General features: G+C 66.9%; 24 protein-coding genes. 9 read left to right on the forward strand and 15 right to left on the reverse strand.

Annotated elements, in window-relative coordinates; all coding sequences use genetic code 11:
* The first annotated feature begins 176 nt into the window (after positions 1-176).
* Positions 177-1,181: a restriction endonuclease gene (locus A7X97_RS17855; RefSeq protein ID WP_111008253.1), complete on the forward strand. Its 1,005-nt coding sequence runs from the start codon at positions 177-179 to the stop codon at positions 1,179-1,181.
* A gap of 141 nt (positions 1,182-1,322) precedes the next feature.
* Here A7X97_RS17855 and A7X97_RS17860 read toward each other — a convergent pair whose 3' ends face one another.
* From A7X97_RS17860 to A7X97_RS17875, 4 genes are all read right to left on the reverse strand, one after another.
* Positions 1,323-1,715, reverse strand: coding sequence for a type II toxin-antitoxin system HicB family antitoxin (locus A7X97_RS17860; protein WP_005417308.1), 393 nt, complete (start codon positions 1,713-1,715; stop codon positions 1,323-1,325).
* Between the two features lie 8 nt (positions 1,716-1,723).
* The gene (locus A7X97_RS17865) at positions 1,724-1,906 is read right to left on the reverse strand and encodes a type II toxin-antitoxin system HicA family toxin (RefSeq protein WP_072168179.1); all 183 of its coding nucleotides are present in this window, start codon (positions 1,904-1,906) and stop codon (positions 1,724-1,726) included.
* A 94-nt stretch (positions 1,907-2,000) separates the two neighbouring features.
* Positions 2,001-2,729 carry a histidine utilization transcriptional repressor HutC gene (gene hutC / locus A7X97_RS17870; RefSeq protein WP_072168119.1) on the reverse strand — a complete coding sequence of 243 codons (729 nt, stop codon included), beginning with the start codon at positions 2,727-2,729 and terminating at the stop codon, positions 2,001-2,003.
* 27 nt (positions 2,730-2,756) lie between these two features.
* Positions 2,757-4,127: a formimidoylglutamate deiminase gene (locus A7X97_RS17875; RefSeq protein ID WP_111008254.1), complete on the reverse strand. Its 1,371-nt coding sequence runs from the start codon at positions 4,125-4,127 to the stop codon at positions 2,757-2,759.
* 67 nt (positions 4,128-4,194) lie between these two features.
* Between A7X97_RS17875 and hutI the strand changes: the two genes are divergently transcribed.
* The 6 genes from hutI to A7X97_RS17905 all read left to right on the forward strand — a co-directional run bounded on the left by hutI (position 4,195) and on the right by A7X97_RS17905 (position 13,362).
* Entirely contained in the window at positions 4,195-5,418 is a 1,224-nt protein-coding gene (gene hutI / locus A7X97_RS17880; protein WP_111008260.1) for an imidazolonepropionase, read from the forward strand.
* A complete protein-coding gene (gene hutH / locus A7X97_RS17885; protein ID WP_088496099.1) occupies positions 5,415-6,956 on the forward strand; it encodes a histidine ammonia-lyase in 1,542 nt (513 codons plus the stop codon). Before hutI ends, hutH begins: the two co-directional genes overlap by 4 nt.
* Positions 6,953-7,807: an N-formylglutamate deformylase gene (gene hutG / locus A7X97_RS17890; RefSeq protein WP_088496100.1), complete on the forward strand. Its 855-nt coding sequence runs from the start codon at positions 6,953-6,955 to the stop codon at positions 7,805-7,807. Before hutH ends, hutG begins: the two co-directional genes overlap by 4 nt.
* Positions 7,804-9,471, forward strand: coding sequence for a urocanate hydratase (hutU, locus tag A7X97_RS17895; protein ID WP_088496101.1), 1,668 nt, complete (start codon positions 7,804-7,806; stop codon positions 9,469-9,471). The genes hutG and hutU overlap by 4 nt, the downstream gene beginning before the upstream one ends.
* Positions 9,472-9,619: 148 nt before the next feature.
* A complete protein-coding gene (locus A7X97_RS17900; protein WP_088497074.1) occupies positions 9,620-11,056 on the forward strand; it encodes a serine hydrolase domain-containing protein in 1,437 nt (478 codons plus the stop codon).
* 194 nt (positions 11,057-11,250) lie between these two features.
* Positions 11,251-13,362 (forward strand): TonB-dependent receptor family protein, encoded by a 2,112-nt coding sequence (locus A7X97_RS17905; protein WP_088497073.1) that lies wholly within the window; start codon positions 11,251-11,253, stop codon positions 13,360-13,362.
* Between the two features lie 46 nt (positions 13,363-13,408).
* Here the strand turns inward: A7X97_RS17905 and A7X97_RS17910 are convergent, their stop codons facing one another.
* The 4 genes from A7X97_RS17910 to A7X97_RS17925 all read right to left on the reverse strand — a co-directional run bounded on the left by A7X97_RS17910 (position 13,409) and on the right by A7X97_RS17925 (position 16,068).
* Complete coding sequence (locus A7X97_RS17910; RefSeq protein ID WP_053497341.1) at positions 13,409-13,927, reverse strand: hypothetical protein; 519 nt, start codon at positions 13,925-13,927, stop codon at positions 13,409-13,411.
* Between the two features lie 195 nt (positions 13,928-14,122).
* Positions 14,123-14,902: a hypothetical protein gene (locus tag A7X97_RS17915; protein WP_088497072.1), complete on the reverse strand. Its 780-nt coding sequence runs from the start codon at positions 14,900-14,902 to the stop codon at positions 14,123-14,125.
* 153 nt (positions 14,903-15,055) lie between these two features.
* Entirely contained in the window at positions 15,056-15,439 is a 384-nt protein-coding gene (locus tag A7X97_RS17920) for a nuclear transport factor 2 family protein (RefSeq protein ID WP_088497071.1), read from the reverse strand.
* Between the two features lie 53 nt (positions 15,440-15,492).
* Positions 15,493-16,068, reverse strand: a complete 576-nt coding sequence (locus A7X97_RS17925) for a TetR/AcrR family transcriptional regulator (RefSeq protein ID WP_088497070.1) — start codon at positions 16,066-16,068, stop codon at positions 15,493-15,495.
* Between the two features lie 69 nt (positions 16,069-16,137).
* Here A7X97_RS17925 and A7X97_RS17930 point away from each other — a divergent pair, with 69 nt between their 5' ends.
* Complete coding sequence (locus tag A7X97_RS17930) at positions 16,138-16,683, forward strand: thioesterase family protein (RefSeq protein WP_088497069.1); 546 nt, start codon at positions 16,138-16,140, stop codon at positions 16,681-16,683.
* A gap of 3 nt (positions 16,684-16,686) precedes the next feature.
* On the opposite strand, the gene A7X97_RS17935 is transcribed toward A7X97_RS17930, so the two are convergent.
* From A7X97_RS17935 to A7X97_RS17945, 3 genes are all read right to left on the reverse strand, one after another.
* Positions 16,687-17,409 carry a hypothetical protein gene (locus tag A7X97_RS17935; protein ID WP_245885050.1) on the reverse strand — a complete coding sequence of 241 codons (723 nt, stop codon included), beginning with the start codon at positions 17,407-17,409 and terminating at the stop codon, positions 16,687-16,689.
* Positions 17,410-17,505: 96 nt separating this feature from the next.
* Positions 17,506-18,288, reverse strand: a complete 783-nt coding sequence (locus tag A7X97_RS17940) for an SGNH/GDSL hydrolase family protein (RefSeq protein ID WP_088497067.1) — start codon at positions 18,286-18,288, stop codon at positions 17,506-17,508.
* 49 nt (positions 18,289-18,337) lie between these two features.
* On the reverse strand, positions 18,338-19,303 hold the full coding sequence (locus A7X97_RS17945) for a DUF2268 domain-containing putative Zn-dependent protease (RefSeq protein WP_088497066.1): 966 nt from the start codon (positions 19,301-19,303) through the stop codon (positions 18,338-18,340).
* Positions 19,304-19,441: 138 nt separating this feature from the next.
* On the opposite strand from A7X97_RS17945, the gene A7X97_RS17950 reads away from it, so the two are divergent.
* Positions 19,442-20,425 (forward strand): hypothetical protein, encoded by a 984-nt coding sequence (locus A7X97_RS17950; protein ID WP_088497076.1) that lies wholly within the window; start codon positions 19,442-19,444, stop codon positions 20,423-20,425.
* A 13-nt stretch (positions 20,426-20,438) separates the two neighbouring features.
* Here A7X97_RS17950 and A7X97_RS17955 read toward each other — a convergent pair whose 3' ends face one another.
* The 4 genes from A7X97_RS17955 to A7X97_RS17970 form a co-directional block, all read right to left on the reverse strand.
* Positions 20,439-20,759, reverse strand: coding sequence for a hypothetical protein (locus tag A7X97_RS17955; RefSeq protein ID WP_072168131.1), 321 nt, complete (start codon positions 20,757-20,759; stop codon positions 20,439-20,441).
* Between the two features lie 70 nt (positions 20,760-20,829).
* Positions 20,830-21,201: an ABC transporter permease gene (locus A7X97_RS17960; protein ID WP_080376942.1), complete on the reverse strand. Its 372-nt coding sequence runs from the start codon at positions 21,199-21,201 to the stop codon at positions 20,830-20,832.
* Between the two features lie 3 nt (positions 21,202-21,204).
* Positions 21,205-21,417, reverse strand: coding sequence for a hypothetical protein (locus A7X97_RS17965; RefSeq protein WP_072168133.1), 213 nt, complete (start codon positions 21,415-21,417; stop codon positions 21,205-21,207).
* Positions 21,418-21,452: 35 nt separating this feature from the next.
* The gene (locus A7X97_RS17970; protein ID WP_088497065.1) at positions 21,453-23,285 is read right to left on the reverse strand and encodes a M3 family metallopeptidase; all 1,833 of its coding nucleotides are present in this window, start codon (positions 23,283-23,285) and stop codon (positions 21,453-21,455) included.
* Between the last annotated feature and the right edge of the window lie 33 nt (positions 23,286-23,318).

Below are 23,318 nucleotides of genomic sequence, written 5' to 3' on the forward strand. Positions count from 1 at the left end.
TCGGCTGCCGTTTGTTCCCTCCCCTCACGGCTTCAGGATTGGCGGGTTTTTCGTGCCCGCTGTACGCCGATCTGCGCGCTCCATCACGCTTTCTGTCAGGAACATCCTGACCCGGCCAGGCACCGCGACCTTTACACTGTCGTTCTCCGCTTTCGCCCCTTCCGCCCTACTCCTGCATGCTCCCCTGGATCCTGGCCCTGCTGTCGGCCCTGCTTAGCTGTTTCCTGGCCGTTGTCTATCTGTGGTGGGTCAAGCGGCGGCAAAAGGAGATGCAACTCGGCCTGCAGGCCCTGGCGGGCATGCATTGGCGCGAATTCTCGGTTCTGGTCAAGCGCATGCTGCGCGAACAGCGCGGCCTGCGTGAACTGATCGATCCGGCGGAAGAAGCCCGCGAGCCAAGCAGCGATTTCATGCTCAGCGATGGCCCCAACCACTGGCTGGTGTCGTGCAAGCATGGCCTGGCCTACCGCATCGGCACCGCCGCAGTGAACGAGCTGGGTGCGGCCGCGCGCCTGGCCGGTGCCAAGGGCGGTGTGCTGCTGACCGAAGGCCGCATCGAGCGCGGCGGCCGCAGCGCAGCCGAGAAGCAGGCGGTTGAAGTGCTGGACGGCCCGCGCCTGTGGCCATTGCTGCAGTCTTACCTGCCCGGCGACATCGAAGCACGCGTGCGCGCCAGCGCCCGGCACGAAGCGCTGCGCCGCATCGCCATCGCCGCACTGGGTTCGGCAACGCTGGGGCTGCTGGTTGGCCTGGGCCTGCAGGGCCTGCGTGTGGAAGAGGCCGCGCCGGTTGCTGCGGCACCGGTGGTGGCGACGCCTTCAACCGCGCCTGCGGCGGAACCTGCTGGCACCGCGGCAGTGCTCCCGGCCGCCCCTTCACCCGCGGCTGCCGTCGCCCCGGCGGCCGACGCGCGCAGCAATCCCAATCAGGATGCGGCCACGCTGGAGCGCTTCCAGGCCGATCTGGCCCGCGCCCTGGCCGGCAAGCCCGGCATCGCCAGCGGTGTCTGGCTGACCCGGCAGACGCTGGCGATCAACCGCACCGGTGAACTGGAAAAGGTCTGGCCGCAGGTCTGTGAGGAAGTGCTGCACTACCCTGCCCTGCGCAACGTGCGCATCCAGCTCAACGCCCGCCCCGGCGTGGATGAACCCGTACGCTGGCGGCAGTGCGCTACGTATTGATGGGGCAACATCCACGCATGGCGTGGATCTACTGAATCCCGCGCCATGCGTGGATGCCTTTGCAGAGTCGAGCCACGCTCGACTCATCGCGCAACGCGCGAACAGCAGCCGACCATGGGCTGGGCTCTACAAGGCGCCCGCTCAGCCCAATGCTGCGAGATGGGCGATGTAACTGGAGCGGGATTCGCCGGCCGCCCTGGCCTGCGCATCCAGCCTGGCCAGGATGCGACGCGGCAGGCTGATGTTGACCCGCTCGATGGTGTCGTCCAGCAGAGATGGATCAATGCAGATGTAGGCAAGAATCCAGGCCGTACCACTGGGAGCCTCGGCGACGATCTTCTGTGGCGCAGAAGGACTGGGAATCGAGCGCCCCTCATCCAGGGCCGCATCGATCCAGGCAAGCGCAGACTCCTCGGCCGCGCTGAGTGCATCGTCAAGCGTGTCGGCTGCCGAGAAGCACCCCGGCAGATCGGGAACGATGACCCCCCACGCGGTGCGTTCATCGCCGGCCTCAATCAAGACTGGATAGCGCATGGGACCTCCTACGTCAATCCTGCGAGCTTCCGCAACGCCTGAACCAGCCCCTTGCCCAGATCCTTTCTGGGGTGAGGCACGGTGATGATGTGAGGCCACTGCGGGTGCACGAATACATGATGGGATCCGCGAATCCTGCAACAGGTCCAACCTGCCGCCTCCAGATCCCGGATGAGGTCCCTGCTCTTCATGCAGGGACGATACACATCGTACACACGCACCAACAGAGTTCAAGACGACAGCCGTACCGGACCAGTAGATCCACGCCATGCGTGGATGGAATCCCTAGCGAGCGCCCGGCGCGAAGCGCGCAACCAGGTCCCAGGCATCCCCCAGGAACACCTGCCGCACGCGGGTGATCGGCTGTTCACCGCGCCAGGTCAGGCGCTCGATCACCAGGCATGCGGTGCCCGGCTTCACCTCCAGCAGCCTGGCGGTAGCGGTATCCGCACCCCAGGCACTGATGCGATGCTGCGCGCGCGTCCAGGACACGTTCTGCAGCAGCCAGCTGCCCGGCGCGGTGGTACTGAAATCGACTTCCAGTACCTCGGGCACGCCCACCGGACTGATCAGGCGATGCTCCAGCGCCAGCGGACGGCCATCGGCCAGGTGCAGGCAGCGCATCGCCAGCAGCTTCTCGCTGCCGGCCAGCTCCACTTCACCGGCATTGCCGGTGTCGGCCAGACGCAGCTCGCGCTGCAGCAGGCGGTACGCGTACTGATGGCCGCGCGAACCGACCTCCATCGCGATATCGGGAATCTCCAGCGCCACCTGTTCCAGGTGCGGCGGCTGACGCGCCACGAATGAACCGGCGCGACGGCGGCGCTCGATCATGCCGCTCTCGGCCAGTGCGGTCAGCACCTTGTTCACCGTCATCCGCGAGCAGCCGTATTGCTCCATCAACTCGTGCTCGTAGGGAATACGAAAGCCCGGCGCCCACTCTCCGCTGAGGATGCGGCTTTCCAGATCGCTGCGGATACGCTGGTTGAGCGTGGCGGACTTGCTTGCCTTCACGTAATGAGGTCCCGGTGGCGGAGACGATCAGCCCAGCACGCCGCGCAGGGCGGCGGCGAAGGCGGTGGTGATCGCCTCGCGCTGCAGGTGGCGGCCCTCGGCCACGCACTGGCGGCCATGGCGCCAGACCGATCGCAGCGCGCCATTACGTGCGGCGAACACCCAGCTGTCAAGCCATGCGTCATCCTGTCGCGCCTGCAGCGCCGGGTGCGCGGCGTCCAGTTCGACCAGGTCGGCACTGGCACCGACCTGCAGGCCAGCGGCCACGCCCAGCGCCTGCGCTCCACCGCGCAGTGCGCCTTCGAACAGGAAACCACCGGTGCTGCGGGTGGCATCCGGCGCCAGCACGTTGCGTCCGCGCAGGGTCAGCCGCTGGCCGTATTCAAGCAGGCGCAGTTCTTCAGCTGCATCGATCAGCACATTGGAATCGGAACCGACACCGAAGCGCCCGCCCTCGCGGGCGAACGCCTGCATCGGGAACAGGCCGTCGCCCAGATTGGCTTCGGTGATCGGGCACAGGCCGGCCACCGCCTGGCTGGCGACGATGGCCGCGCGCTCGTCATCGGTGATGTGGGTGGCATGCACCAGGCACCAGCGCGCATCGACCGGTGCATGGTCGTACAGCCACTGCACCGGGCGCTGGCCGCTCCAGGCCAGGCAGGCCTCGACTTCGCGCACCTGCTCGGCGATATGGATGTGCACCGGGCCATCGGTGAGCGGCAACAACGCACTCAGTTCTTCGCCGGTGACCGCGCGCAGGCTGTGCGGGGCGATGCCGAGCACCGCGTCAGGCAGCGTGGTCAATGCCGGCTTTGCGGCATCCAGCAGCTGCGCAAATCCCTCTACGTCGTGGATCAGGCGGCGCTGCGCCGGATTCGGCGGCGCGCCACCGAAATCGGCATGCGCGTAGAACACCGGCAGCAGGGTCAGGCCGATGCCGGTCTGATCGGCCGCAGCGGCAATCCGCGCGCTCATCTCGGCGCGGTTGGCATAGGCATGGCCCTCGGCGTCGTGGTGCAGGTAATGGAATTCGCCGACGCGGGTGAAGCCGCTTTCCAGCATTTCCATGTAGGCCTGGGCGGCGATGGCCTGCACCGCATCCGGGCGCAGATGGGCCAGGAAGCGGTACATCAGCTCGCGCCAGCTCCAGAAGCTGTCGCCGTCACCGCCGCCGATCTCGGTCAGGCCGGCCATGCCGCGCTGGAAGGCGTGGCTGTGCAGGTTGGGCAGGCCCGGCACCAGGATGCCGACGCGGGTGTCACCGCCCTGCGCGGCCTGCCCCTTGCTGATTGCCGTGATGCGGCCGTCCCGCACCTGCAGGCGGACATCGCGGGCCCAGCCATCGGCCAGGAGGGCGTGGGCGGCGTGGAAACAGTGCGGGGAACGCGAATCGGACATGGCTGGACAACCCGAAATGGACACCTATATTGTATAGACATATAAGCACAGCCGCGTTGTGGATGCCATGCACGCCGATACCCTCTGGTCCAACGTCCACCTGATCACCCTCGACGGCGAGGGCCTGGGTGTCATCCGCGATGGCGTACTGGCCTGCGCCGACGGCCGCATCATCCACGTCGGCCCGGCCGGCAGCGATGCCCACCTGCAGCCAACCACCCGCATCGATGGCGAAGGCCGCTGGATCTCGCCCGGCCTGATCGACTGCCACACCCACCTGGTCTACGCCGGCAACCGCGCCAACGAATTCGAGCAGCGCCTGCAGGGCGTGAGCTATGCAGAGATCGCCCGTGCCGGCGGCGGCATCGTCTCCACCGTGCGCGCCACCCGCGCCGCGACGCCGGAACAGCTGGCCCGCGAAAGCCGGCCACGGTTGCTGGCGATGCGCGCCGAGGGCGTGACAACCCTCGAGATCAAGTCCGGCTACGGCCTGACCCTGGCCGACGAACGCAAGCAACTGCAGGTTGCGCGCGCGCTGGGCGAGCAATGCCAGGTCAACGTGGTCACCACCTTCCTTGGCGCGCACGCGACTCCGCCGGGCCGCGAGGCACAGGAATACATCGACGAGGTGTGCGAGGTGATGATTCCGGCCATTGCTGCCGAAGGCCTGGCCGAAGCGGTGGACGTGTTCTGCGAGAACATCGCGTTCTCGCCCGCGCAGGCGCGGCAGGTGTTCGAGACCGCCCGCGCGAACGGGCTGGCGGTGAAGATCCACGCCGAGCAGCTGAGCAACCAGCACGGTGCCGAACTGGCGGCCAGCTTCGGTGCACTGTCGGCCGACCATATCGAACATCTGGACGATGCCGGCATCGCCGCGATGGCCGCCGCCGGTACCGTCGCCGTGCTGCTGCCTGGTGCTTTCTATTTCACCCGCGATACCACCCTGCCGCCGATCGCCGCGCTGCGTGCGGCCGGCGTGCCACTGGCGCTGGCCACCGACAGCAACCCGGGCACCTCGCCGCTGACCAGCCCACTGCTGGCGATGAACATGGGCGCCACCCTGTTCCGCCTGACCGTGGATGAGTGCATCGCCGGCTTCACCCGTGAAGCGGCGCGCGCACTGGGCCACGGCGAGCGCATCGGTCGCCTGGCCGCGGGCATGGACTGCGACCTGGCGATCTGGGACATCGATGCGCCCGCTGACCTGGTCTATCGCATTGGATTCAACCCGCTGCACGCGCGCGTGGTGCGCGGGCAGCCCGACCTGCCTGCCTCCTGGAGCAACACATGAGCAACACCCTGGTTCTTCGCCCCGGCCATGTCACTCTCGCCCAGTGGCGGCAGGTCTATCGCGGTGCGCCGCTCGCACTGGACCCGGCCGCCCTGCCGGTAGTACGCGCCAGCGCTGCGGCGGTGGCCGCCATCGTCGCCAAGGGCGCACCGGTGTATGGCATCAACACCGGCTTCGGCAAGCTGGCCAGCGTGCGCATCGAGCGCGAAGACCTGGCCACCCTGCAGCGGAACATCGTGCTCTCGCATGCCGCCGGCGTGGGCGAGCCGATGCCGGCCAGCGTGGTGCGGTTGATGATGGCGCTGAAGCTGGTCAGCCTGGCGCAGGGTGCATCGGGCATCCGCGAGGAAACCCTGCTGCTGCTCGAAGGGATGCTGGTCAAGGGCGTATTGCCCGTGGTGCCGGCACAAGGCTCGGTGGGTGCCTCGGGTGACCTGGCGCCGCTTTCGCACCTGGCCGGCGTGATGCTCGGCGTCGGCGAAGCCTTCATCGGTGACGAGCGCCTGCCGGCGATCGATGCGCTGGCACGTGCCGGCCTGCAGCCGATCGAACTGGGCGCGAAGGAAGGCCTGGCGCTGCTCAACGGCACCCAGTTCTCCACCGCCTATGCGCTGGCGGGCCTGTTCGAGATCGAGACCGTCTTCCAGGCCGCACTGGTGACCGGCGCGCTGTCGGTGGAAGCGGCCAAGGGTTCCGACACGCCCTTCGACCCGCGCATCCACGCCATCCGCGGCCAGCGCGGGCAGATCGCCACCGCGGCCACCCTGCGCACGCTGATGCAGGGCTCTGACATCCGCGAGTCGCACCGTGACAACGACGTGCGCGTGCAGGACCCGTACTGCCTGCGCTGCCAGCCGCAGGTGATGGGCGCGGCGCTGGACATCCTGCGCCAGGCCGCGACCACGCTGGAAATCGAAGCCAATGGAGTGTCCGACAATCCGCTGGTGTTCACCGATACCGGCGAAGCGTTGTCCGGTGGCAACTTCCACGCCGAGCCGGTGGCCTTCGCGGCCGACATGCTGGCGATGGCGGTGTGCGAGATCGGCTCGATCAGCGAGCGCCGCCTGGCGATGCTGGTCGACCCTGCGCTGTCCGGCCTGCCTGCATTCCTGACCCCGCGCCCCGGCCTGAATTCCGGCTTCATGATTCCGCAGGTGACCGCCGCCGCGCTGGTCTCGGAGAACAAGCAGCGCGCCTACCCCGCCAGCGTTGATTCGATCCCGACCTCGGCCAACCAGGAAGACCATGTGTCGATGGCCGCGCATGGCGCGCGCCGGCTGATGCAGATGGCCGAGAACGCCGCCAACGTGATCGGCATCGAGCTGCTGGCCGCTGCGCAGGGCTGCGACTTCCACGCCCCGCTGCGCTCCAGCGCCGCGCTGGAAATCGTGCGCGCCACCCTGCGTGCGCAGGTGCCGACGCTGGAAGAAGACCGCTACTTCCATCCGGACATGGTGACCGCCACGAATCTGGTGCGCAGTGGCGCGCTGGCGCAGGGCCTGACCGACCTGCTGCCAACCGTGGAGCCGCAGGCATGAATACCCATCCCGAATGGCTGACCGTGCACGAGGGCGACGCCCCCGTCATCGTCAGCTTCCCGCATACCGGCAGCGAGCTGCCGCACGACCTGATCGGCGACTACCACTCGCCGTGGCTGGCCCGTCGCGATGCCGACTGGTGGGTGCACGAGCTGTACGACTTTGTGCGTGGCATGGGCGCGACCACGGTGCGCTCGGCGATCTCGCGCTCGGTGATCGACCTCAACCGAGACCCCAGCGGGGTCTCACTGTACCCGGGCCAGAACACCACCGGCCTGTGCCCGCTGACCACCTTCGACAACCAGCCGCTGTACCACGCCGGACGCGAACCGGATGATGCGGAAATCGCCCGTCGCCGCGACACCTATTTCCTGCCTTACCACGATGCGCTGGCTGCGCAGATCACTCGCCTGCGCGCGAAGTTCGGCACGGTGGTGGTGTACGACGCACATTCGATCCGCTCACATATTCCGCACCTGTTCGACGGCGAACTGCCGCAGTTCAACCTGGGTACCGCTGGCCCGACCGGCGCGCCGGACACCTCCTGCGATAACGCGTTGAGCGACGTGGTGGAGAACCTGCTGAAGATCAGTGGCATGAGCCAGGTGCGCAACGGCCGCTTCAAAGGTGGCTGGATCACCCGCCACTACAGCAACATCGCCGGCGGTGTGCACAGCCTGCAGATGGAGCTGGCCTGCCGCGGCTACATGCACGAACCCCTGCCAGATCAGGTGGACGAGCACAGCTGGCCCACCCCGCTCGACCCCGACCACGCCGCACCGCTGCGCCACACCCTGGCGCAGGTGCTCAACGCCTGCCTCGAATTCGCTACGAACCGGAGCGCCGCATGACCCGCAACGACCCGTCCCGCACCCTCGCCGCGCCGACCGGCACCACGCTGAACGCCAAGAGCTGGCTGACCGAAGCGCCGCTGCGCATGCTGATGAACAACCTGCACCCCGATGTGGCCGAGCGCCCGCAGGAACTGGTGGTGTACGGCGGCATCGGCCGCGCCGCACGCGACTGGGAGAGCTTCGATGCCATCGTCGAAACGCTCAAGCGCCTGGACGACGACCAGACCCTGCTGGTGCAGTCGGGCAAGCCGGTGGGCGTGTTCCGCACCCACGCTGATGCGCCGCGCGTGCTGATCGCCAATTCCAACCTGGTACCTCGTTGGGCCAACTGGGACCACTTCAACGAGCTGGATAGGAAGGGCCTGGCCATGTACGGCCAGATGACCGCAGGCAGCTGGATCTACATCGGCGCGCAGGGCATCGTGCAGGGCACCTACGAAACCTTCGTGGAAATGGGCCGCCAGCATTTCGGTGGTGACCTGACCGGCAAGTGGCTGTTCACCGGTGGCCTCGGCGGCATGGGCGGCGCACAGCCGCTGGCCGCGGTGATGGCGGGCGCCTCCTGCCTGGCCGTGGAGTGCCGCAAGAGCAGCATCGACATGCGCCTGCGCACCGGCTACTTGGACACCTGGACCGACAATCTGGATGAAGCGCTGCGCCTGATCGACGAATCGTGCAAGGCCGGTACGCCGAAGTCCGTGGGCCTGCTCGGCAACGTCGCCAACGTGCTGGCCGAACTGCTCAAGCGCGGCGTGAAGCCGGACCTGCTGACCGACCAGACCTCCGCGCACGACCCGGTAAACGGCTACTTGCCGCAGGGCTGGACCGTCGAGCAGTGGGACGAAAAGCGTGTTTCCGCCCCCAAGGAAGTGGAAAAGGCTGCGCGCGCGTCGATGGCCAACCATATTCGCGCCATGCTCGGCTTCCACGCACTTGGCGTACCGACCGTGGACTACGGCAACAACCTGCGGCAGATGGCGCTGGAAGAAGGCGTGGAGAACGCGTTCGACTTCCCCGGGTTCGTGCCGGCCTACATCCGCCCGCTGTTCTGCCGCGGCATCGGCCCGTTCCGTTGGGCCGCACTGAGCGGCGATCCGGAAGACATCGCCAAGACCGATGCCAAGGTGAAGGAACTGATTCCGGACAACCCGCACCTGCACCGCTGGCTGGACATGGCTGCCGAGAAGATCAAGTTCCAGGGCCTGCCGGCGCGCATCTGCTGGGTCGGCCTGGGTGATCGTGATCGACTCGGCCTGGCGTTCAACGAGATGGTCGCCAACGGCGAACTGAAGGCGCCGGTGGTGATCGGACGTGACCACCTGGACAGCGGCAGCGTGGCCTCGCCGAACCGCGAAACCGAAGCAATGGCCGATGGCTCCGACGCGGTGTCCGACTGGCCGCTGCTGAACGCCCTGCTCAACACCGCCAGCGGCGCGACCTGGGTCTCGCTGCACCACGGCGGCGGCGTCGGCATGGGCTTCTCGCAGCACGCCGGCATGGTGATCGTGTGCGACGGTACCGAGGCAGCGGCGAAGCGGATTGGCCGCGTGCTGTGGAACGACCCGGCCACCGGCGTGATGCGCCACGCCGATGCGGGGTATGACATCGCGATCGACTGTGCGAAGGAAAAGGGACTGGATCTGCCGGGGATCCTGGGCTGATCGCAGGGGTGCCGGCCAGCGGCCGGCACTACCGGAACGTGTGGTAGTGCCGGCCGCTGGCCGGCTCTCCCTGATGCGGGAATCGGTGCCCTTGACCCGCTCTTCCGTCGTGACCACCATGCGCCATCACCGCTGATGGATCACCGCGATGTACCGCACCTTTGCTGCTGCATTGCTCTGCGTCCTGTTCGCTGCTCCGCCCGCATCAGCGAATGATCTCTCCGCCGGCCTCTCTACCCAGCTCGACGCCCAACTGCAGGTCAACCGCGAGCGCTACGGCATTGCCGGCCAGGCGGTACTGGTCGCCCACAACGGCCAGGTGCTGTACCAGGGCGCCAGCGGCGAATGTGATCGCGCTACGCACACACCTGCCACCGTCGATTCCATCTTCGCCGCACAGTCGATGGCCAAGCTGCTGACCAGCACACTGGTGATGCAACTGGTCGATCAGAGCAAGGTGGATCTGGATACACCGGCCAGCCGCTATGTGCCGGACCTGCCTGCAGCATGGCAGGCAATCCACGTGCGTGATTTCCTCAACCACAGCTCCGGCATCGGCGAGTACTACGACCGGGTGGATAACCGCTGGGTGAGCACGGGCTACCCCGGTGTAGCGCCTGACCTTGGCACTGCGCTGAAGGTGGCCGGCGCTGCACCGATGCAGTTCGCCACCGGCAGCCGCGTGCAGTACACCCAGGCCAACTACCTGGTGCTGACGGCGTTGCTGGAAGCGCACTACCGCAAGCCCTACCCGGCCATCGCGCGCGAACGCATCCTGCAGCCATTGAAGATGGCCAGCACCTCGTGGGGCGTTGCCAGCGTGCCGGCCCGGCGCGCGGCGGTGCCGTACATCGGCAAGGATGGCCAACTGCAGCCTGCCAATGAAGATCCCTGGCCGGACTACGGCTGGGGCCATGCCGATCTGCAGACCACCGTGGGCGACATGAACCGCTTCCTGCAGGCGCTGGCGACCGGCACGCTGGTGCGCACGGCGACCCTGGAAAAGTTCTGGCAGCCGCAGAAACTGAGCGGTGGCGGCAGCAATTTCTTCTCCACGGGATGGGACACCACCCGAAGCGACGGCTACACCCAGGTCGGTCACGATGGTGGCACCCGTGTACGTGCGCGGCTGGCCTACAAGGACACGCTGGCCGACGGCTACTGGGTGTTCGTGTACCTGACCAACGGCAGCGCCCGCAATGTCTGGTCCAGCACGCTGGTGGAGAGCACGATGGCGGTCGCGGCGCCGCAGGCGTTTCCGCACGCGGTGCTGTCCGAGCGGCTGGTTGCGTATGCGCTGGATGATGATGCAGGCGCCGCCCAGGCGATACGCAGCTGGTTGCGCGATAACAACCGGGTGACGGGCAGCGAGCTGGAACGTGCGATCAACGCCAGCGGCTATGCCATCCGCCAGAGCCTGGGTGCACGCAGGGCGTTGAAGGTATTCGCCCTCAACACCGAGCTGTATCCGGATTCGGCCAATGTGTGGGACAGCCTGGCCGAGTGTCATGCGGCATTGGGCGAGAAGGAAGCAGCTGATCAGTTCTACGCAAAGTCGAAGACGCTGACGAAACCCTCGCCATAAACCCTGCTGTAGAGCCGAGCCCATGCTCGGCTGCTCTTCGTCGCGATGGCAGACAACCCGCGCTGCGCGCGATTAGCCGAGCGAGGGCTCGGCTTTACAGGAACGCGGCGAGCGGCCATACGCCGCCGATGGGTGACGTGGCGCCGTCGACCTGTTAACTTGCGCGCCACTTTCGTGGTTTACAGCATTCCCGCATGTCGCTCTCGTCGTACCGCCCCATCCCCTCGCTGCTGTCTCTGGCCGTTTCCCTTGGCCTCGCCTCCACTGCCGCTGCAGCCCCGCAGGCCACCATGCTGGATGCGGTGCAGGTCACCGCTGCTGGTGATGCCACCGCGCAGGCGCGCGAGGCGCTGAAGCGCGTACCCGGCGCCAGCAACGTCATCGACGTGGCCAAGGCCGACAGCCGACTGTCCACCAGTGCGGATGTGCTGGCCTATCAGCCGGGCATCAGCGCGCAATCGCCGGGCAACGAGGGCACCAGGATCTCGATCCGTGGCTCGGGCATCAACCGCGGGCCGGGCGCGCATGCCTCAGGCATTGCGGTATCGATCGACGGCCTGCCACTGACCGGCCCGGGTGGCACGCCTTACGAACTGCTGGAACCCCTGTGGCTGTCGCGCGTGGAAGTCCTGCGCGGCGCCAACGGCTTCGAGCGCGGCGCGTTGGCGCTGGGCGGTGCCATCGACTACGTCAGCCGCAGCGGCCGTGATTCGGCGGGCGTGCAGCTGCACTACGAAGCCGGCAGCCGTGGCTACCAGAAGCGCGGCCTCAGCTGGGGCGGCGTCAACGGCGATGTCGACTACTTCCTGGCCTACACCGATACCGAGTTCGACGGTTACCAGCGCCATGCGCACGGCGACGGCAAGGGCGCGATGGCCAACATCGGCTGGCAGATCACGCCCGATCTGCAGACGCGCTTCTTCGTGCGCTACCGCGAAACCAATCACGAAACACCCGGTCGCTTGACCCGCGACCAGATCCGCAACGATCCACATGCCGCGAATGCGGCCAACCTGGCCATCGATGCGCGCCGCCCGCAGCCGGGCAGCACCTGGGTGGGCAATGTCACCACGCTGCAGATCGATGAGGACTCGTCGCTGCAGGCCGGGCTGGTCTACCACACCTACCCGATGGACTTGAACGAGAGCCTGTATCGCCAGCAGCTGGACTACGCCAACCTCAACGCCACACTGGACTACCGCCGCCGCCACCGGCTGTTCGGCCTGGACAGCGAGACCACGTTCGGCCTGCGCGTCACCCATGACCTGGATGCCGATGTGCGCGAGTCGCTGCGCTTTGCCAGCAACGGCTATGCCGCCGGCACGCGCACGCGCGACTTCCGCCACCACGGCACCGACAGCACACTGCACGTCAGCAACACCCTCACCTTCAATGACCGCCTGCGCATGCAGGCTGGGCTGGCACTGATCAACACCCGTCGCGATGTGCAGGTGACCTGGCCGAGCAGCGGCGGCCGCCTGCGCGAGCACGACTGGGACTACGCACCGCGACTGGGCTTTACCTGGCAGCACAGCGCGCAGACCCAGTGGTTCGGCAACCTCAGCCGTTCGGTGGAGGCACCGCACCCATGGTCGATGATCTGGGGCTCGAACCAGTACTTCGGGCCGGGCAATGGCCCATCCACTGGCCGCCAGCGCGCGCCGGTGCCGATGCAGAACCAGACCGCCACCACGCTGGAACTGGGCGCGCGCGGTGACGCGGCGCTGGGTCGCTGGGAACTGACCGGCTACTACGCCCACGTGAACCACGAACTGCTGAGCGTCGAACTGCAACCGGTGCCGAACCTGTTCATCGCCGAGAACAATGCCAGCCCCACCGTGCACCGCGGTATCGAAGCCGGATTGGACAGCACGCTGTGGCAGGCTGCACCGGGCCGCCTGTCGCTGCGCCAGGCGTATACCTTCAGCGATTTCCGCTACCGCCACGATGCACGTTTCGGCAGCAACCGCCTGCCCGGCCTGCCGCGCCACGCCTACCAGGCCGAGCTGCGTTTCGATCATGCATCCGGCCTGTACGCGGCGCTCAATACCGAATACGCCTCGCGCATCGCCGTGGACTACGCCAACAGCTACTGGGCCGACAGCCATGTGATCTTCGGCAGCCGCATCGGCTACGACGCACCCGGTGGCCGCTGGCAGGCCTGGGCGGAGATGCGCAACCTAGGCAATCGCCGCTACGCCGCCACCGTCACGCCGGGCTATGACGACGCCGGCAAGGATGTCGCGCGTTCGACGCCGGGCGAAGGCCGCGGCGTCTACGCGGGCGTGCGCTGGCGCTTTGAGTGATTGCTGCAGGCGGCGCCGGGTGTGATCCGGCGCCGTCGTTCCAGGGTCAGCCGATACGCCAGGGCGGCAGGCGCTCGCTGCGCTTCCAGATGGAAGGCGCGAAGCCGACCAGCACCAGTGCCGCCAGCCACTTCGGCGACGTACTCAGCAGCGTCGAACCGAGCGAGCCGCCGCCGGGTGCGAGCGGCTCCTGCCACGGGTTGTAGCCCAGGTAGACGACGCTGCCAGCCCACCACAACAACGCCAGGCCGATGCCCACCAACAGCAGGGCCAGGGTGCGGCAGGTCCAGCGCTGCGAGGTGGTTCCCCACTCGCGGGACACCGCTACCAGCAGACCCACCACCAACAGCGACACCAGTGCCACCAGGCCGATATCGACCTTCGGTCCAATGCGCTCATAGGCGCAGGCACGGCATTGCGTCTCTTCCGCGGCAGTGGCGGCTTCAGCGCCATCGCCCTGCCCGGCTGCCGGCTGCGCCAGTGCTGCAAACGGCAACAACACCGCCAGCAGCGTCACCATGATCCAACGAAACAACGTCCTGTTCCTGCGTGCAGCGACATCCATGCGCTCTTCCTCGTCAGTGGTTGTGTGTCTCAGTGGGCGTTCGGCCATCCAGCGCCCCGGTTCCCGAAGCAGTATGACAAGCTCCCGATAGGTGAAACCGCCAGGACACGAATCCTCGGCGACCGCGATCATAGCCCACTGTTCATTGCGGCTGAAAACCGGTCGGGACCGGGCCATATGAAGGGAGCAACCGCATTACAGCCCCTGGATGACCTGCAGCAGATGGCTTGCACCTGGCACGAGTTCCTGAGCAAGCCAGCCCAGCACCGCGAAGAACAGCAACAGGCCGATCAGCGGCCAGACCGTGTGCGACACGCATACCCGCCACCATCCCTGCTCGTGCATGCCCTGCATGCGTCGGTACAGGCCGCCGGCGATGGCCGCGTCCACCAGCAGTTCGGCCATCAGCACCGGCGCCGACCACACCACCCATACGCTGGCCAGCAGGACGGTCGCCACCAGCGCGACGATGCCGAGGATGGCCAGCAGCGGCAGGCCCGCTTCGTCTTCAGCCAGCCCGGTCAACGGCAGCTCTCCGGCATCGCCACTGCTCACCGATGCCGGCCCGTTCCACGAGGCCGACGCACCGCCACCGCCGGAACGGCCGCCGGCGCCGCTCCACGGTGATTCCACGGCACTGCCGCGAGGGGTTGGGCTGCCACCGCCCACATCCGGCGACAGGCCATCCAGCACGTTGTCCCAACGCCAGCGGATCCAGATCCACATCAGCAGCAGGAACACGCCGTAGGCCAGCACTACGGCCATCGGGTAGCGAAACCACATCGCGTCGATACCGGCCAGGCGCAGCAGGTGCGAGGCAAGAAAACCTGCAGCGCCGGTCAGGGCGACGATCAGCGCCATCTGCAGGCGTGGCCAACCGCGCTGCTGCAAGTGCCTGCGCGCACGCACGACTTCGCTGCCGCGGTTCATCGGCAATGTCAGTGGGCTGCGTGAAAAATGGCGCGAGCGCTTCATGCCGCCGCCAGGGGGCGGGAGGCATCGCGGCCAGGGACCTCGGGAACCTGATGCTGCATGCGGACATCCTTGCCGGGCACGCGTAGGCGGTGTTGGGCGGATTCTACCGCGGGCAGCTCCGCTGTCCAGACGGCGGTTCCAAGCGGCCGATCCTCAGCTGCGATCAATGATCCGTTCGATGCGGCCTCCCGCGAACACGAACTCGCTCTGGCCCTGCAGTTCCAGCTCGGTGCCCGCACGCGGTCCGTCGGGAACATCCTGCGCGAACACGCCGCGCCAGCCAATCGTCGCCGTCGCCCGATCACCATCGAACACCAGCGCCAGCAAGCGCTGTTCGCGCTCCCGGAACAGGCGCGCAGACTGGCGTGCCAGCTCGCCAAAGGCATCGACGCCTTCGGTGGCCATCGTCAGCTGGCCGCCACTGTGATTCTCGAAGCGTACGTTGTGCGCCAGCACGGCCAGCATGGCGTCGATATCGAAGCGGTTGTAGGCCTGCAGGTAGTGCTCGATCAACTGACGATGGTGCAATTCGTCCATGGCGGCATCCAGTCGCGGGCTGCTGGCGAGTCTGGCCTGCCCGCACCGGCCGATCAAGGCCGCGTGGCCGCCTTCAGCAGCTGCACTGCCACCTGGTCGAACGGGGCGATGTCCTGCAGCGCACGGCACATCGCTACCGCGCCCTCCACGCTGGCGATCACCAGGCTGGCCAGTTCACCCGCCGCTGCCGGGACATGCCCTTCAGCGACGAACGCCGAGGCAAGATGCCCCTGCCAGCGCATGAACACCTCGGCCGCCGCCGCGCGGGGTTGGCTGGGCGTGGCCTCCACCGGCTCCTCCACGGCAGCGGCCAGCACCGGGCAGCCGGCGCGGAATTCTGAGCGCAGCAGACGCTCGCGCCACATCGCCAGGAACTGCTGCAGGCCCTGCACCGCCCCACCCTCCAGCAGCTCCATCAGCAGCGCCTCCACCTTGTCGCCGGCCATGTGGGTGGCGCGCGCCAGCAACTCCTGCTTGCCGCCGGGAAAGTGGTGATAGGTGGAACCCAACGGCGCCTCGGCCAGCTTGGTCACTTCGCGGATGCTGGTGGCATTGAGGCCTACCCGCGCCAGCATCTGTGCCGCAGCATCAATCACGCGTTGTGGCGCATCAGAGGGTCGCGGGCTCACGGCGGTCTCCTTGCTAAGACAATCGTCATAGATTAGCGTACCGGCGATTCTATAACAGTCGTCATAGCCATGAATCTCTGGTTCCGTCTGCTCCACCTGCTGCTGTGCAGCCTGTTCCGGCCGAAGCTGGAGGCCCCGTTCGGCGTCTCGCGGCTGCAGTTCCGGGTGCTGCCCAACGACCTGGACAGCAACCTGCACATGACCAACGGCCGCTACTGGAACATCTTCGACCTGGGCCGGCTGGACCTGATCCTGCGCATGGGCCTGGGCCAGGTGGCGCTGCGCGAGAAATGGGCGCCGATCGTCGGCGCCGGCACCATCCAGTTCCGCCGCGAATTGAAGCCGTTCCAGCGCTTCACCCTGGAAACACGACTGGTGGGCTGGGTCGGCTCGCGCGGCATCATGGAGCAGCGCGTGCTGATCGGTGCCGAGCAGAAGATCGCCACGCGCGCGCTGCTGGTCACCGGCATCTACGACCGTCGCGCGCGCAAGTTCCTGGGCATGCCGAAGATGATGGAAGCGATCGGCGTGGTCGCCCCGCCCTCGCCGCCGCTCAGTGCGGCCGCCGAAGCGCTGCTGGCCGCCGACGCAGCGTTGAAGCAGGACGACGCCTGAGCCTCAGGGAGCCGCCACCGGCATCATGTGCTGTCCGCGCGATACGACCTGGGTACGCCCTCCCACGTGCAGCACGTACTCGAAGGACTGCCGCATGCGGCTGTACGCGCCGCCCTCCGGCACGCCGTAGTTGGCACCCACGCTGAGGGTATGCCGGCCCGGCGGCAACGGCTTGAGCATCACCCAGTAGCCGTCGGCGGCGGCCAGCCGTGAGTCTGCGTCATCGGCATCCATGCGGAAGCAGCCTTCACTGCGCACCCGATGCATGCGCATGTCGCCCAGGGGTTGCCCATCCAGCAGCACCACTGCACTGATCAGATAATCGTTGTTGACCGCCGCCCCCGCCTGCAGCTCCTTGCAGGACACAGACTCATCCACCTGGTAGTGCGCCATGTTGATGATCGGCAGCAACAGGTACTTGCCCGCCGGCACCACGCATTCGCGATGTGGCCGGAAACGGCCATTGGTGCCGGCCAGGTTCCAGACCGGGCCTTCCTGGCCCACATCGCATACACGGCCATCCGGGTCGAGATAGGGCGCGCCGCCCTGGGCGTCGGCCCAGCGCCACCAGCGGGCGGTCCATTCGGCCAGTGAAACTCCGGCCACCGGCTCACGCGTCAGCGGCGAAGGCGCCGCCGTGTCTGCACTGAACGCCGGTACGGCCGCCAGCAGCAGTGCCATCGTTGCGCCGCTGCGGCGCAGCCATCCCTGGATTCCCTTCCGCATCACCCACCCCATCGTCCCTGGCGGCCACGCTGCGTGGCCAGCTCCAGGGCCATTTTACCTCGACGGGCTGGACGCTGTGCATTGCGGGTGCTGTGCCTAGTCCGGCGCCATTGCGCGCCTGATTGCAGCCTCCGCCAGCGGCGCCATCACCGCATAGCCCTTCGCCGTGGGATGCACGCCATCCTCGGCCAGCTGCGGATCCAGCCCTCCGGCGGCATTGGTCATCGGCGTGTAGTAGTCCAGATAGACCAGCTGCTTCGCATCGGCATAGCGCTTCAATGCCGCGTTCAATGCGCGCACCTTGGGCGCAGGTGCCGTGCCCGGCAACCACGGGTAATCGCTGACCGGCAGCACCGATGCCAGTACCACGGCGATGCCATGTGCGCGTGCCAGGTCCACCATCGCGTGCAGGTTGTCTTCAATCATCGCCTGCGTGGTCGGGCCGGTGTTGCCGGCGATGTCGTTGGTGCCGGCCAGGATCACCACCACTTGCGGCTTCAGTGCCAGCACGTCCTGCGGGAACCGCACCAGCATCTGCGCCGTGGTCTGGCCACTGATGCCGCGGTTGAGCCAGCCCTTGCCGGGAAAGAACGATGCGCTGCCTTCCCTGCCCCAGCCTTCGGTGATGGAATCACCGAAGAACACCACGCGCGGCTGGCTTGGTACCGTCGCAGGCAGCCGCGCGTTGGCTTCACGATAGTGCTGCAGCTGCGGCCAATCGGCCAAGCGCTGCTGCATGAAACGCACTTCGTCCGCGCGCAGGCTTTCGACAGGCTCCAGCAGTAACGGGTTGATTGCGGGCATCTCGGCCGCCCCCCCGTGGGCGCTCAGCGCGATACCGAGGGCAACTGCGGCCAGGCCGCCGGACAAGGAACGCATGGGGTCTCTCCCTTGAATGTCCGGGCCAGTCTAGCGCGCGGCCTCGCGCTTACCGCGCCGCAGACCGCGCGGCCACGCCGGTCACCTTGGCCGGCATCCACATGCCGGGCGTCCAGCCGCTGGCGGCCAGGATCGCCTTCGGGTTGTCCTGCTGGATCAGCGCGCGCACCGCGTCACGCTTGTCCTTGGCCTGCAGGTAGTAGGCCTTGGCGATGCGGTAGCCCACCCAGTACCCGAGGTCATAGGGCTCCTGCGAACCGGGCTTGTAGTTGTACAGCCACGGCGACAGATCGGTACTGTCCACATCCAGCGCAAAGGCGCTTTCAATGTGGACCTCGCGGCCGCGCGTCCACGCCGCATGGCGACTGTTGCCGACGTTGCCGGAAATCAATTCGGCGATGAATTCGGCGATACCTTCGCCCAGCGAAACACGCAGCACCGTCGCATGCGGGTCGCCGGGCTCGAAATCGTTCAGGCCGGTCTGCTGGATGTGCACGTACTCGTGCGCGATCACGTGCACGAAACGGTCCTGCACGTTGGGATTCATGAAATCGGCTGCACACAGCACTTCCAGGCCGATGATCAACCCACTCTTCGAGGTCAACCCGACCGGCCGACCACGGCCGACCGCGAGGGTCACCGGAGGAAACGCGGCCTGCGGATAGATCGCCTGCAGGTTGCCGAACACCTCCGCCAGGCGCTGCTTCACCGCCGGCAGCTCCGCCAGGCAGCTGCGGCCCTGCGCATACGCCCCGGGCTGGCTGGCAATGGCTTCGGCCATGCGTTCGGGCGTGACACGGCGCGCCTTCGCCAGTTCACCCGGGCCCGGACTGCCTTCGGCCAGGTAACCGGCCAGCTGGGCGACACTGGGCTTGCCGCCGGTGCTGTCGTAGAGCGCGTAGAAGCGGCTGGCATCGGTGGTGAGGATCTGCGGCCCCGGCGGGGTACCCGCCGATGCCACGCCGACCACCCCGGCACAGGCAAGGGCAAGCAGGCAACGCAGGAAACTGGACATCGCTCCGTCCTTGGTGGAGTGCATGCGAAGCGCGCAATCTATCACTCCGCCCCGGCCACCGCAGCGGGCACATGCAGGCCCTTCGGGGCTGTGCCAGACTCACTCAGGCACCTGCCATGGATGATGGAGCACCGCACGATGATGATCGTTCCCGCGTACTGGGCCGAAGCCCGCCTGCAGGCCCGTTTCCGTGGCCGGCCGGTGGTCGTGCGCCGCTTCGGCTGGTCCGATGAGGGACCTGCCGAGGCCCAGGCCCACGCCGACCGCCGCGCCAACGAAGCCCTCAATGCCATCCTCGCCGGGCAGGTGCTGCCGCGTCGCGAAGTGCGCAGCAACTATGGCGTGGAGGGTGTGCCAATCCGCGAGCAGATCGTGCAGCGCGACGGCGATGTCATCATCACCCGCAACAGCTATGGCGCATTGTGTCTCAACAGCCCCGACGTGCTGTTTGCCGACATCGATCATGCGCAGCCACCGGCCGGATGCGTGATACCGGCCATCGTCGCTGCGATCGTGCTGCTTGCCGGCGCCATCATCGGCACCCTGCTCTGGCACTGGCTGGTGGGCCTGGTACTGGGCGTGGCGGCAGTGCTGCTGGTCAACGCGGCACTGCTGATGCGGCGGAAGCAGCGCCTGGCCGCCGCCGGCGGTGCTGAAGGGCTTGCGCTGAAACGCGTGGACGCCTTCAGCGAACAGCATCCCGATTGGCACCTGCGTGCCTACCGCACACCCGCCGGGCTGCGCGTGCTGGCGATGCATGCCACGTTCTCACCGGAGGACGAGCAGCTCCAGGCATTCTTCAAGGCACTGGGCACCGACACCCTGTACGCGCGCATGTGCCGGCTGCAGCATTGTTTCCGTGCGCGACTGACACCGAAGCCATGGCGCGTCGGCCTGAAGTACCGCATCCGGCCGCCTGTGGCCGCGTGGTCAGCCGAACAGGCCAACAATCCGGATCGACTGGCCTGGATTGCCGAGTACGAAAAGAAGAGTGCCGGCTTTGCCGCGTGCACCTACCTGCGCAGCTTCGGCGACACCTCCCGGGTGCATGCCAAGGCCGAGCATGTGCGCGAGCTGCACGATCGGCTGTCGCACGCTCAGGACCGGTTACCGCTGGCCTGAACGCAGTGAGCGCTCAGTCCACGCCCTGCACGAACGGCTGCCCTGCCAGGGTAACGCCCAGCCGCACCGCGATCTGCTGACCTTCCTTTTCGAAGGTCGTGGCGCATTGCTTGGCGCCCTTCTGGCATCCAACTTCCGGAAAGCCCTCGAGTGACTCAGGCGCGCGCTGGACCGGACTCGCCTGCCACCCTGCCGCATCCATGAGGCGCTTGGCCTTGGCATAAGGCATGCCGGCGACAATGCCCAGCTGCGCCAGTTCGGAGGGGAGTGATTGGCCATGCAGGCTCGGCGTCATCACCAGCGCCAACACTGCGACAACACGTTTGGACTTCATAGGTGAAACCCGTGGCAGACAGCAACAGGCCTGCAGCGTATCGCAGCGTCCGCACGCCATGGCACCCGCATCACATATGGTTACGCAATCGCAACGGCCAATGACACGAGGTCACCCTCCGGATCCATCCGGTACTGTTGAGAACCGCCACGGGCGCCTCGCGCGCCGCCCGCCGCGCCGGTACCCAGGCAGCCAGCTGCCCCAGGGTGAACACCAGCCCGACGCCCAGCACCAGGTACCCGGGATCGATGCGAGGTACCTCGTAGTAGCGCGAAACCCAGACATTCAACGCCAATGCCAGCACACTGCCAGCGAGCGCGCCGACGAAGGTCAGCATCAGATTCTCGATCATGAAGTAGCTGGTCACATCGCGCCTGCGGGCACCCAGTGCACGTCGTATGCCGATCTGCGGATAGCGCTTGCGGACCCAGAAGCTGGCCAGCCCCTACACGCCCGTGCCGGTCACGATCAACAGCGAGATGCCGGCGCACAGGAAGATGATCGCCATAGTCTGGTCACGCCGGAAGTATTCCGCACGCAGTTTGCTGAAGCGCTGGACCCGGGGCAGCATCCGGTTCGCTTCGCGCGCGGCCAGCGCATTGCAGGCCGAGTCGAGGACCGCGGAAAGCGCGTCCGGCTCGCTGCGCACCGCGTACATCACCCGGGTGCCGGCTGCAGCAGGCTGTCGCCTGTTCAGCGACTGCGCTGGCGCTCGATTTCCGCATGCAGTCCCTGCAGCTGCGCCAGGTACTGCTGGAAAACGCCCAGATCCTCCTCGACCAGGCGTGACCAGTCGGGCTTCACATTCAGCAACTGCTCGACCTGCCGCTGCGGCGGGCGAGCAAACCCCTCGCCCAGGACTGCCAGGTAGCGCTCCCTGAATCCCTCCGGATCCTGCCGGTCCTGTGCGAAGAGCTGCACCGCAATCAGTCCTGCATACAGGTAATTGGCCAGGTAAAGCGGATCCTCATACATCAGCCGCTTGGATACCCAGGTGCTGCGCAGCTCGGGATACTGCTCCGATGCGCCCCCATACCTGCCCAGTACCTTCATCGTCAGCGCATCAAGCGCGTCTGCGTTGCCAACCCCATCGGAGGCCACCTCCTGATAGATGGACTGCTCCAGATCGGCCTCTTCAGACGATACGAACAGCTGCAGGATGATGTCATCGAGCAACGACTTCAGGTAATACGCCTTGGCACGTGGATCACTGGCCTGCCGGTAGAGCTGATCGCGGAACTTCAGTTCGTTGTAGATGGCGAAGGCCTCGGTCAACCACTTGTTGCCGTTGCGCTGGAATGATGATGCGCCGCCGCGCTGCATCCACTGGCCATGCATGGCATGGCCGGCTTCGTGAGCGATCTGGACATCCCCCTCCAGATCGCCCTGGCGATGGCCAACGAACAGCAACGAAGGCACACCGGGGGCGCTGATCGAAAACGCATCCATCGCGCGCCGCCCTGCCGATCCGCCCAGATCCATGCGTCCGCCCGCAGGATCGAGCAGCCCGCGCAGCCCTGTCACGTAATCCGGCCCCAGCACCCGCATTGATGCCGCCGCCGCATCACGCAACTGCGCCAGGTCAAGCGGCGGAGGAATATAGCCCGCATCAGGCAGGTCCATGTCCCAGATCTGTGGAGACGCCTGGCCCATGCGCTCAAGATGGGTCAACTGCATCTGCTGGTAGTTCCGCCGCAGCAGCGCGTGGCGCGCTACCGCCGCCAGTGTCGCGTCGACGGCGGCCTGATCCAGGCCCATGTGCCGGTAGCTGCGGTCAGGCGCAGTACCATCGCCCTGCAGTTCCGACGCATGCTCGTTGAGGCGGACCAGGCCCAGCAGCACCGTTGCCATTTCGCTGCGCCGCGACGCCATTCCCTGCCAGTAGGCACGCCATGCCGCTTCGCGCAGTGAACGGTCCGGCAGGCGGGAAAGGGCTCGCGCGTCGGTGCGGCTGTCGAGCGTGCGGCCTTCATGTTCGAAACGCGCAAAGGGGGCCGACTGCAGCAGCTGCCGGTGCAGACGGCCGAAGCTGTCCAGCGCCGGATCAGCCAACGTGTCGACCGCATCCACCAGCGCTGCATTGGCCGGCTGCACATCCTCCCGCAACGCCCGTTCACGCAGGTCGGCATGCGGCGCGATCCAGGCAGCATGCGCGGGCGCATCACGCAATGCCTGCTTGGCAATCGCCGCGATGCGTCCACATGTGCTGGCGACTTCGCCCTGGGTGTTGGCCAGCCGGGCATCGTCGGCATTGCGCGCTGCCTGAAGATGCAGGTAGCCATGGTGCCGGAGGCACTCGCCATACAGCTGTTCGGCCTGCTGGAACCTCACGTCTGGCGGCGCATGAAGTGCCTTGAGGGCATGGGTCCTCCGCTCGAGGTTCTGCCACGCCTCACGTTCCTGGGAGGCGCTGCCAAAGTAGCTGCGGTCATCTGCCCGCAAAGCCTGCGCTTTCACTCCGTGTGTCATCCCGGCCAACAGCGTCGCGATGACAAAAGTGATGGCGCGCATCCCATTGCGATGCATCGATGTCTCCTGGTTTGTTTCCACTCCCAGCTT

Origin of the sequence: Stenotrophomonas sepilia, from assembly GCF_003244875.1 — a bacterium.
GTDB classification, from domain to species: domain Bacteria; phylum Pseudomonadota; class Gammaproteobacteria; order Xanthomonadales; family Xanthomonadaceae; genus Stenotrophomonas; species Stenotrophomonas sepilia.